Genomic DNA, 10,600 nt, shown 5'->3' with positions numbered 1-10,600 from the left:
GAGCAGGCGCCAGCCCCGCCGCCGCCCGCACCGGGGACAGGCGCGTGGGTCGGCGGGTGGGCGTGCCACGGTCTGCTCGGTCCACCGGGAGCCGTCCCACCAGCGCAGTGAGGCCGCGTCCGTGGGGTCGGGATGCCAATCGGGGCGCTCGTCCGGTGGCGGGGGCATGGGTGTGGCGAAACTGTTGCGGTGCAACGATAGTCGCTGCGACCGGTGCTGTGCCGACTCCGAGACGGCTGCGCCGAATGTCGTGAACAAGTCCGCCGCGCCGGCGTGCTGCGGTCCGCCGCGCACGAACCACCATCGGTCCTCGGCCCGGCGGAACTCTCCGAACACCGCGGCCCACGCACCCGGCTCCGCGGCCACGTCGGCACGCGCCACCAGGCCCTCGGCGTCCTCGACCGAAACCGCGAGGCCGGGCAGTGCGGCCAGCGGCTCGTCGGCGCCGGACCCCGTGATCAGGATGCGGACGATCTCGGCCTCCGTCCGGGGCAGCGAGACCGACAGCCGCGCGGTGCCCGGATGCGGATCCTGATCCACGGTCACCGCCTGGGAGGGGTGGCGCGGCGCGTTGAAATACACCACGTCGCGGGCGGAGCGGACCCGCCCGCCGGCGGTCAGCAGGACGGCATGCGCGTCCAGCGACGCCGTCGAACGCCACGAAACCAGTACCGACAGAAGCGAAGTCGGTACCGGCGTGGCGTCACCGTCGACGGTGGGGCGCATGGTTGTCATCGCCACGAACTATGCCAGGCCGCCCCGACACGAATCGCGCGGTCGGCGCGGAGCTTTTCGTGACTGTCCGGGTGCGGCACAGTGGAACCATGACGAACCCGAAGGGTGACTCCGGGCGTAAGCCCAGCGGCGCGCGGGTGCCGGGTGCGACGGAAATCCTCGCCGCCGCCCAGGCCGCCGCGCAGGCCGCGCAGACCGCCGCGGGCCAGGCCATCGATGCCGCGCAGGTCACCGCCGGTACCGCCTTCGGCACCGCGGTGCGGCTCCCGCCCGCCTCCGTACAGTTGGCCGCGCAACTTCCGGATCTGATCGAGAATCTGGCGATCGCCATCGACCGGCTCAATTCCACCATCGACCGCCTCGACCGGACCCTGGCGCTGGCCGATCCGGCCTTCGCGGCCTACGACCGGCTGCTGCCGCGGCTCGAGGCCGTGATCGCGCTGGGTGAGGAGGTGTTCAACCGGCTGTCGAAACTGCCGGGCATCTCGATGCTGGGCCGCCTCACCAGCCGCGAGGCGGAACCACCGCAACCGGAGCCGAAGTCACGTCGACGCGGGAAATAGACCCGCCCTGCCCGCCGATCGCGGCAACTCGGCCGTCGCGATCACAGCACGGGCCGCGGCCGCGGCCTTGAGCACCATCTCGTGGAATTCCGCGTCGGCATCGGAGTCCAGCACCACCGCGCCGCCCGCGCCGACGCGCCAGCCGCGCTCGTCGCGGACCGCGGTACGGATGACGATATTGAGATCCGCCGTTCCGCCCAGACCCAGAAACCCGATCGTGCCCGAGTAGATGCCGCGCGCCTCGGTCTCCAGCCCGTCGATGATCTCCATGGTCCGCAGCTTCGGAGCCCCGGTCATCGAGCCGCCCGGGAAGCATGCGCGCAGGCAATCGAGCACATCCACCTCCGGGCGCAGCCGCCCGCGCACGGTGCTCACCAACTGATGCATCGTGGTGTAGGTCTCCGCGACCATCAGCTCGGGCACATGCACGCTGCCCAGCTCGCACACCCGGCCCAGATCGTTGCGCAGCAGGTCGACGATCATCAGATTCTCGGCCCGCGTCTTGGGGTCCAATTCCAAGGCGCGGCAGAGGTTTTCGTCCGCCTCCGGAGTCGCGCCGCGCGGGGCGGTGCCCTTGATCGGCTTGGTCTCCACCGTGCGGGTGCGGTCGATCTTCAGAAAGCGCTCCGGTGAGGAACAGGCGATATGGAGCTCGCCGAAGCGCAGGTACGCCGCGTACGGGGCGGGATTGCTGCGCCGCAGCATCCGGTAGACCTCGAGTCCCGGCGCATCGGAGTCGATGGTCGCGCTGTCGGTGAGGTTCACCTCGTATGTCTCCCCGGCACGCAGCTCGGCGTCGATCGCCGCGATATCGGCCAGATAGCGGTCCCGGCCGCGGGTCAGGCGGGAGACGACGGCCTCCTCGTCGGCGGGAAGGGTGAGCGGTTCCGGATTCCGCCGATCCGGCAGGCTCGCGACGATCGCGCGCGTATCGGCCAGCCAGCGGTGATTCTCGGCGGCCGAATCGGCGTCGGTGACAGCGATCAGATGGGTGCGGCCCGCGACGTGATCGACTACGACCAGCCGATCGGCGAAGAGCCACTGCGCGTCCGGATAGGGCGATCGATGCCCGGTCCTCGCACCGCAGTCGGCCTTCATCTCGTAGCCCAGATAGCCGACGTAGCCGCCGACGAAATCGAAGGGCACATCGGGGAATCGGATGTTCAGCGCACTCAGCCGCGCCGACAGATAGTCGAGCACCGGCCGCGGATCGGTGCGCGTTCCGGTTCGATTCTCGATCACACATCCCGCGCCCACCCGATACCGGACCACCTCCGCCAGCGGCCCGGACGCATCACCGGCGAAACTGAACCGATCCAGCCCCGGCTCCACGTGCGCACTGTCGAGCCAGAACGCCGTCGGCGAGTCCGGATATACCCGCAGCACAACGGATTCCGTCTCCACGGCGCGGTCGATCACCTTGTGCAGCACGGTGAGAGTCGTCGGCCGCGGGGCGCCGGCCTCTGGGGTTCCGGGCCCATTGGGGACCGGATCGGGCGCGGCGGACGTCGCACCCATCGACGACGCGACGCCCGTCCGGCCGAGTTGCCGGCGAGCCGGGCGTTCGCCCGGCCGTGAGATGTCCCGTGACGGATCGTGGACGCCCGATGCCCGGCCGGTCACGGCCCGATGCGCCCACCACTCCCGGGTCAGCCGCGCGAAATTACCCAGCAGCGCGGCGCCGAATTCGCTCGACACCGATTCCGGATGGAACTGCACACCCCATTGCGGGCGGTGCCGGTGGCGAACGCCCATCACCACCCCGTCGGGCGCGGTCGCGGTGATCGCCAGCGCGTCCGGCAGGGGCTGGGCGGCGCACAGCGAGTGATAGCGCACGGCCAGGAAGTCGGCGGGAACCCCGGCGAACAGGTCGCGACCGTCGTGGCTGATGCGGTCCGGATAGCCGTGCCGGGGCGCGGGCGCCGGGATCACCCGCCCACCGGCCGCCAGCACGATGCCCTGGTGTCCGAGGCAGACGCCCAGCAGCGGGAGCTCCGCACGGTCGATCAGTGCCTGCGAGATCCCGAAATCCCTTGGTACATCGGGGCGTCCGGGCCCGGGGGAGACGACGATGTTGTCGAACCGGTCGAGGTCCAGCTCGGCCAGGGTGTCGACCTCGTCGTTGCGCAGCACGGTCGGCTCGGCGCCGTTCACCGTGCCGATCAACTGGAAGAGGTTGTAGGTGAACGAGTCGTAGTTGTCGATCAGCAGGGTGCGCACGGGGGTTCGGGTGCGCACCGCGTGGTCGACAGTGGTCTCGCCCGCATGCCGAGACCGGGACGTGCTCATGTGCATCACCGTATCGGGCATCTCGGACGACGCAGTGAGGGCATATGCCTTCAGTTGACCGGTCGTGGTGGTGCACAATGTGGGGCATGTCTGTGGTGCAACCGGCCGAGGTCGAGCGCGAGGTCGTCGATTTCGCGGCCGTCGGCGAGTGGATGGATGAGCAGGGCTTGCCCGGCGGCGACTTCGAGGATGTGACCTCGCTCGGCGGCGGCACCCAGAACATCATGCTGCGGTTCCGCCGGGGTGGCCGCGAATTCGTGCTGCGCCGCGGGCCGAAACATCTGCGTCCCAAGAGCAACGACGTGATCCGCCGCGAATCCCGCCTGCTCGGCGCGCTGGCGGGCACCGGCGTGCGCGCCCCGCGGGTGATCGCCGCGGGCGCCGACGAATCGGTGATCGGCGCGGTCTTCTATCTGATGGAGCCGATCACCGGCTTCAACCCGCAGAACGAGTTGCCCGCCCTGCACGCCGGCGATCCCGAGGTGCGGCGGCAGATGGGACTGTCGGCGGTCGAGGCCATCGCCCGGCTCGGTTCGCTCGACTACGAGGCGCTGGGGCTGGCCGATTACGGCAAGCCGGACGGTTTCCTGGAACGCCAGGTGCCGCGCTGGCTCGGCGAACTCGAGTCCTACAGCAGCAACGACGGCTACCCCGGCCCGCAGATCCCGGGTGTGGACCGAGTCGGGGACTGGCTCGACCGCAACCGGCCCGCACAGTGGCGGCCGGGCATCCTGCACGGCGACTGCCACCTGGCCAACATGATGTTCTCCTACGACGGACCCGAGGTCGCCGCCATGGTCGACTGGGAGATGTCGACGATCGGTGATCCGCTGCTGGATCTGGGCTGGCAGATCGCCACCCGGCCCGAGCCCGGAACCACCGGCGCCGCCCTGGTCGGCAAGCTCGGCGCCGCGGGTGGCCTGCCCACCGCCGAGGAGATGATCGCCCACTACGCGAACTTCTCCGACCGCGACCTCGGTCACGCCGGCTGGTACACGGTGCTGGCCTGCTTCAAACTCGGCATCGTCCTCGAGGGCACGCACGCGCGTGCCTGCGCCGGCAAGGCGCCCAAGCAGACCGGCGATTTCCTGCACGCCATCACCCTGGAACTGTTCGAGAAGGCCAACCGGCTCTGCGAATGAGCCGGGCGCGGCGTCAGCCGGCGTCGAGCAGGTCGGCGAGGATGGCGAGATCCTTGTCGCCGCGGCCGGACAGGCACAGCAGAATCAGCGCGTCCTCGGCGATTCCGCCCTGTTCGGCCAGCTCCAGCAGATATCCCACGGCGTGCGCGGATTCGAGTGCGGTGATGATGCCCTCGGTCCGGCACAGCGTATCCAGTCCGCGCAGCGCCGCCGTATCGGTCGCGACGGCGTGGTCGATGCGGCCGATGTCCTTGAGATGGCTCAGTTCCGGGCCCACCCCCGGATAATCCAATCCGGCCGCGATGCTGTGGGTTCGCGCGATCTGTCCCTCCTGGTCCTGCAGGACGTAGCTGAACGCGCCGTCCATCTCACCCGGTGTGCCCGCGCTGAGTGTGGCCGCGTGCTCGCCGGTGTGTAAGCCGCGGCCCCCGGCCTCCACACCGATCAGCCGTACCTGCGCATCGCCGGTGAAGGGATGGAACATCCCGATCGCGTTACTGCCGCCGCCCACGCACGCGATGACGTGGTCGGGCAGCCGTCCCGCCGCCGCCAGCAGCTGTGCCCGGGACTCGATGCCGATCCGGCTCTGATGGTCACGCACCATCCGTGGATAGGGTGCGGGCCCGGTGGCGGTGCCGAACAGGAAATGCGTGGTTTCGGTGTGCGCCACCCAATCTCGCACCGCCTCGGTCACCGCGGCCTTCAATCGGCGATCACCGGAACGGACGGCGCGCACGTCCGCGCCGAGCAGCCGCATCCGCACGACGTTGCTCTGCTGGCGGGCCATATCGTCGGCGCCCATGTAGATCACGCACGTCAGCCCGAGCATGGCGCAGACGGTCGCCACCGCGACGCCGTGCTGTCCGGCCCCGGTTTCGGCGATGACGCGGGTCTTGCCCATTCGCACGGCCAGCAGCCCCTGCCCGAGGGCATTGTTGATCTTGTGGGCGCCCGTGTGCGTCATATCCTCGCGCTTCAGGAATACCTGCGCTCCGGGGACATTCAGCGCGCGGGCCAGTCGCGGCGCCGCGTGCAGCAGGGTCGGGCGGCCGACTCGCTCCCGCAGCAACCGGTCGAGTTCGCCGTGGTATTCGGGATCCGCCCAGGCCGCTCGATGGGCGTTCTCGACGTCGGTGAGCGCCGCCATCAATCCTTCGGGAACGTAGCGGCCGCCGAACGCGCCGAATCTGCCGGGGTCCCGGATGCCGTCCCGGGTGGTGGCGTGGGTTGGCCTGTGTCCGATCACCATTCGCATCCGCGCTTTCTCCTCGCCGTCCGGCTCGGACAGTGTGTGCGATCCGCTCGCACACCTGGTCACCTGCCGGCAAAGAGTGAGTTAACAGCACGGAAGAGGTCATCGTCAGTGGTGGTAAGTCGGCGCGGTGGCGTGATCAGCCGCAGCGGAGTAGTGCCTCCCGCACGGCGCGGGCGCGCGCATCGTCGAGGACGGCGGTGCCGAGGCGGTTCATCACATAGCCGAAACCCAAACCCGTTGCGGGATCGGCGAACCCGAACGAGCCCCCGTAACCGGTGGTGCCGTACGCGCGCCTGTCGCTGCCGAAACGGAAGCTGCCACACGATTTGCGGAACCCCAGATGGTAGCGGCTGCGGGTGAGCAGCACCAGATCGTCTGCGGGCACGTCGTCGACGGTGTCGGCGGTGGCCAGCCGGTCCAGAATGCCCGGTGCGATGGGCAATTCACCGGTGCGCCCCGCCGCCGCGCCGTAGACCCGCGCCAACGAACGCGCCGTGCCCACCCCACCCGCGGCGGGGCTTTCGACACCGAGGAATTCGCGGCGGGTGGCACGTTCGGGTGCGCCGGTGCGGGGGCTGCTCAAGGCGCGATAGGTGAGCCCGCGCCGCAGAAACATCTGAATCGCGATGCGCAGCGGCACGTCTCGCTCGTACCGCAGCACGTCCAGGCCGGAGGTGGACGCGAGCGTGGCGATGCGATCGAGGGATTGCTCCTCCGGCAATCCGATGAAGAAGTCCAGCGCGAGCGGGCCGGCGAAGTCCTCGGCGAAGATGCGGCCCAGGGTGCGGTGCCGCGGATCGACGCGGCGGAGCAATTCGCCCTGATACAGCCCGGCGGTGATCGGGTGATAACCCTGCCGGGTGCCCGGACTCCACAGTGGTTTCTGGTCGGCCAGGATCTCCGCGAGCCGATCCCGGTCGGCCATATCGGACAACCGCACCACCCGGTCCAGCACCGGCAGACCCGCGCGGTGGTCGAGCAGCTGCCGTACGGTGATCGATTCCTTGCCGTGTGCGGCGAATTCCGGCCAATACTGCGCGACCGGGGCCTGATAGTCGAGGACTCCGCGCGAGACGGCACCCGCCACGGCGAATGCCGTCATCCCCTTCGTCGAGGAGAACACCGGAACCATGGTGTCGCGCTCCCACGGCAGCTGTCTGCGGCGATCGCGGAACCCCGCCCACAGATCCACCACCGGCCGGTCCCCGTCGTAGACGGCCACGGCCGCCCCGATCTCGCCGAACCGGGCGAAGTTGCGTCGAAACGCGTCCGCGACCGGCTCGAAACCGGTCGCCACCTCACCGTGTACCTCAGCAACCTCGCCCATAGTGCAACCGATGGTAACGGTCACCGCCGCGGCGTCGTACGGTGTCCACCCCGATCGGAAACCGATCAGGCGGCGTGGATTCGGGAGCTGTCCGCGAAGTAGTCGAGGACAGCGCGATGCCACGCCTCCGGCGCCTCGTGCATCAGCACGTGCCCCGCCGCTACCTCGACGTATTCGGCGCCCGGAATGGCCGCCGCCAGCTCGCGCGAATTGGCGGGATCGACCAGCAGATCCGCGGTCGCGGCGATGACCCGGGTCGGCACCGCGACCCGGGGCAGATCGGCGCGGGTGTCCACCCGGGCGACCAGATCCGCCTGCGCCGCCGCCCCGCCCGGGACACCGGCCGCGATCTGGGCCAGGTACTGCGAATACACCTCGTCGGGCAGGGAATTGGTGAAGGCGGCGCTGTATCCGGACAACAGGACCACCCGCGCGAACGCATCGTGGTCGCGTGCGGCGAGCGTGCCGCGCCACAGATCCAGGACGAGCCGGGCCCGATGGTCGGCCCGGGCCAGCCCGGCCGCGAGCACCAAGCCGGTGACCCGATCGGGATGACGCACGGCGGCGCGCACCGCCACCGCGGTGCCGAGCGAGAATCCGATGATCGGGAATCGCTGGGCGCCCGCCGATACCGCCTCCTCGACCAGTGCGTCGGCCAGCCCGTCGAGGGTCAGCACGGTGTCGTCGGCCGGATAGTCGGAGCCGATCACGGTATGCCGTTCGGCGAGCAGCGGGATCAGGGAGCCGAAGTTGGCCTCGATTCCGCCGCCCGCGCCGTGCGCGAGCACGACCGCGGGACCGCTGCCGGTGACCGATGTGGACAGTGAAATGTTCGTCATGGCGGCGACGTTAGGGATTGACATGAGTGTGAAGGTCAAGTCCGGGAGGGCGCAGTGCTGATCGGCGAGCTGGCGAACACCACCGGCGTCAGCACCCGCCTGCTGCGCTACTACGAGGAGCAAGGGCTGCTGAGCGCCCGCCGCGACGGCAACGGTTACCGCGTCTACGCCGACGACGCACCGCAGCGGGTGCACCGCATTCGCGAGCTGCTCGCCGCCGGACTGCCGACCAGCGCCATCCGCGAACTGCTGCCGTGTGCGACCGCCACGGGCTTACAGCACTGCGATCACACCCGAAAGATCATGCGGGAGGGCCTGTCTCACCTCGACACGCAGATCGCCGAGCTGACCCGGCGTCGCACGCTGCTGGCTCGTCAGGACGAGCAACTGGTGGCCGCGCCCTATCGCAGCGACGGCCCGGCGTAGCCGCCTCCCCGCGGCCGGTGGGTTCGGAGCCTTCTCGTAGGCTCGGTGCCGTGCGAGCACTCGAACAGATTCGCGACTGGCCCGTCCGGCATGCCGCCGCGGGCGTCGTCGATGCACACGGCGTGGTCGGCACCGAGGGAGACCTCGACCGGGTGTTCGCCCTCGCGTCGGTCACGAAACCCCTTGCCGCCTACGCGGTTCTGGTGGCGGTCGAAGAAGGTGCGATCGAACTGGACCAGCCCGCCGGCCCGCCCGGCTCCACCGTGCGCCACCTGCTGGCGCATACGGCCGGACTGGCCTTCGACACCACGGTGATCATGGCCGAGCCCGGGCAGCGCCGCATCTATTCCAGCGCCGGATTCGAGGTCCTCGCCGAGTTCCTCACGCGCGAGACCGGAATCGAATTTCCCGAATATCTGCGGCAGGCGGTATTCGAGCCACTCGGAATGAAATCCTCGGTGCTGGCCGGATCCGCCGGGCACGCCGGACGCTCCACGGTGAACGATCTCCTGCGTTTCGCCGGAGAATTGCTGAACCCGATCTTGATATCCGGTGACATGCTCGCCGCGGCGACCTCCGTGCAATTCCCGGGCGTCGGCGGAGTGCTTCCCGGATACGGATCGCAGCGCCCCAATGATTGGGGTCTGGGATTCGAGATCCGCGACCACAAGACTCCGCATTGGACGGGGGGAGCCAACTCGCCGCGAACCTACGGGCATTTCGGGCAGTCCGGCACCTTCCTGTGGGTGGATCCGGAGATCGGGGTGGCGTGTGTGGCATTGAGCGACGAGAACTTCGGCGATTGGGCCCGAGCGGTGTGGCCGACGCTCAGCGACGCCGTCATCGCCGATATCCAGCAGATTCGCGACACGGCCGAAAAGTAACAGCCGTAACATCGGGCACTCCAGTAAACTCGGGCAACGCCTGGGCTCGACGGGATGTTGGGGAAGACGTCCGACGTCGAGGCTGGAGGTGTACAGGTGCGCGCATCTGATCAGTTCGCGGATGTGACGTGTGGTGTGGTGTACATCCACGCGTCACCGGCCGCGCTGTGCCCGCACATCGAATGGACGCTTTCCTCCACTCTGAAATCACCTGCGTCCCTGCGCTGGACCGCCCAGCCGGCCGCCGCGGGACAACTGCGCGCAACCACCGACTGGGTCGGCCCCGTCGGTACCGCTGGGCGAATTGCCAAGGCGTTGCGGGATTGGCCCGTACTGCGCTTCGAGGTCACCGAGGACCCCTCCGAAGGGGTCGACGGCGAACGCTACAGTTTCGTGCCCGGCCTCGGATTGTGGACCGGCGCGATGAGCGCCAACGGCGACGTCATGGTCGGCGAGATGCGGCTGCGCGAAATCGTCCGCGCCGCCCGGGCCCGCGGCCGCCACGGCGATATCTCCGCCGACATCGATCGCGCCCTGGGCACCGCCTGGGACGACGAACTCGAACCCTTCCGCACCGGCGGCGAGGGCGCCGAGGTCACCTGGCTCCGCCGCGACGTCGGCTGAACCTCACTCGATCGCGGCCGAACCCTCGCCGCGGAAGTGGGCACGGATATCGCGCAGGCTCGGCGCCTCGCTCACGACATCGGGCAGATCACCCAGATCGTCGAGTTCGGCGGCGATCGGGGCCGTCAGCGATTCGTGCCGCCGCCGCGCCTGCTCCGCCGCCGCGCGCACGGTATCGACGATCGTGCTCGCGAGCTTCTCGGGACCGCCGCGCAAAGCCGCCGCGGAGAGTCGCAGCTCGGTCAGCAGCCCGTTCGCATCGACGGTCGCCCCCACCGCGTGATCAGACGAATCGACCTGCACCCGAACATCTTCCAGCTGCCGAGACACCTCGGCCAGCCGCTCCCGCTGCTGCTCGAATGCATCCAGCAGATGATCGACCTGATTACGCAACCCGCTGTTGCCGGCCCGCAACCCTTCCCGCTCCCAACGGTCCACGAGGCGCCTCCTCCGGGTCGGTGAACAGTTCCGCTCTGTGGTCACAGTAAGGATGCGCGCGTCGCGTCGACCTCTCAG

The 10,600-nt window shown here is 69.4% G+C and carries 11 protein-coding genes; 5 read left to right on the top strand and 6 right to left on the bottom strand.

Features of this window, described 5'->3' with window-relative positions; all coding sequences use genetic code 11:
- Positions 1–735, bottom strand: a 735-nt coding sequence (locus tag NN2_RS06600; protein WP_156511236.1) for a TerD family protein, incomplete at its 3' end; no start/stop codon positions are given.
- A gap of 89 nt (positions 736–824) precedes the next feature.
- On the opposite strand from NN2_RS06600, the gene NN2_RS06595 reads away from it, so the two are divergent.
- Positions 825–1,298, top strand: coding sequence for a hypothetical protein (locus tag NN2_RS06595; protein WP_063011353.1), 474 nt, complete (start codon positions 825–827; stop codon positions 1,296–1,298).
- On the opposite strand, the gene pabB is transcribed toward NN2_RS06595, so the two are convergent.
- Entirely contained in the window at positions 1,278–3,518 is a 2,241-nt protein-coding gene (gene pabB, locus NN2_RS06590; protein ID WP_063011351.1) for an aminodeoxychorismate synthase component I, read from the bottom strand. The two genes, NN2_RS06595 and pabB, sit on opposite strands and share 21 nt — an antisense overlap.
- Before the next feature lie 146 nt (positions 3,519–3,664).
- On the opposite strand from pabB, the gene NN2_RS06585 reads away from it, so the two are divergent.
- A complete protein-coding gene (locus tag NN2_RS06585; RefSeq protein ID WP_081879880.1) occupies positions 3,665–4,729 on the top strand; it encodes a phosphotransferase family protein in 1,065 nt (354 codons plus the stop codon).
- A 13-nt stretch (positions 4,730–4,742) separates the two neighbouring features.
- Here NN2_RS06585 and trpB read toward each other — a convergent pair whose 3' ends face one another.
- The 3 genes from trpB to NN2_RS06570 all read right to left on the bottom strand — a co-directional run bounded on the left by trpB (position 4,743) and on the right by NN2_RS06570 (position 8,150).
- Positions 4,743–5,984: a tryptophan synthase subunit beta gene (gene trpB / locus NN2_RS06580; RefSeq protein ID WP_063011330.1), complete on the bottom strand. Its 1,242-nt coding sequence runs from the start codon at positions 5,982–5,984 to the stop codon at positions 4,743–4,745.
- Between the two features lie 136 nt (positions 5,985–6,120).
- Complete coding sequence (locus NN2_RS06575; RefSeq protein WP_063011328.1) at positions 6,121–7,311, bottom strand: serine hydrolase domain-containing protein; 1,191 nt, start codon at positions 7,309–7,311, stop codon at positions 6,121–6,123.
- Positions 7,312–7,376: 65 nt separating this feature from the next.
- Positions 7,377–8,150: an alpha/beta fold hydrolase gene (locus tag NN2_RS06570; protein WP_063011326.1), complete on the bottom strand. Its 774-nt coding sequence runs from the start codon at positions 8,148–8,150 to the stop codon at positions 7,377–7,379.
- Positions 8,151–8,204: 54 nt separating this feature from the next.
- Between NN2_RS06570 and NN2_RS06565 the strand changes: the two genes are divergently transcribed.
- The 3 genes from NN2_RS06565 to NN2_RS06555 all read left to right on the top strand — a co-directional run bounded on the left by NN2_RS06565 (position 8,205) and on the right by NN2_RS06555 (position 10,084).
- Entirely contained in the window at positions 8,205–8,576 is a 372-nt protein-coding gene (locus tag NN2_RS06565; protein WP_063011324.1) for a MerR family transcriptional regulator, read from the top strand.
- Between the two features lie 50 nt (positions 8,577–8,626).
- Positions 8,627–9,460, top strand: coding sequence for a serine hydrolase domain-containing protein (locus NN2_RS06560; RefSeq protein WP_063011322.1), 834 nt, complete (start codon positions 8,627–8,629; stop codon positions 9,458–9,460).
- A 96-nt stretch (positions 9,461–9,556) separates the two neighbouring features.
- Entirely contained in the window at positions 9,557–10,084 is a 528-nt protein-coding gene (locus NN2_RS06555; RefSeq protein WP_030518482.1) for a DUF3145 domain-containing protein, read from the top strand.
- Positions 10,085–10,087: 3 nt separating this feature from the next.
- Here NN2_RS06555 and NN2_RS06550 read toward each other — a convergent pair whose 3' ends face one another.
- Entirely contained in the window at positions 10,088–10,522 is a 435-nt protein-coding gene (locus tag NN2_RS06550; RefSeq protein WP_063011320.1) for a YbaB/EbfC family nucleoid-associated protein, read from the bottom strand.
- Positions 10,523–10,600: the final 78 nt, after the last annotated feature.

This window comes from Nocardia nova NBRC 15556 (assembly GCF_001613005.1).
Taxonomy (GTDB): Bacteria; Actinomycetota; Actinomycetes; order Mycobacteriales; family Mycobacteriaceae; genus Nocardia; species Nocardia nova.
Note: the sequence above shows the minus strand (reverse complement) of the source record. Positions and strands in the feature narration are given on the sequence as shown.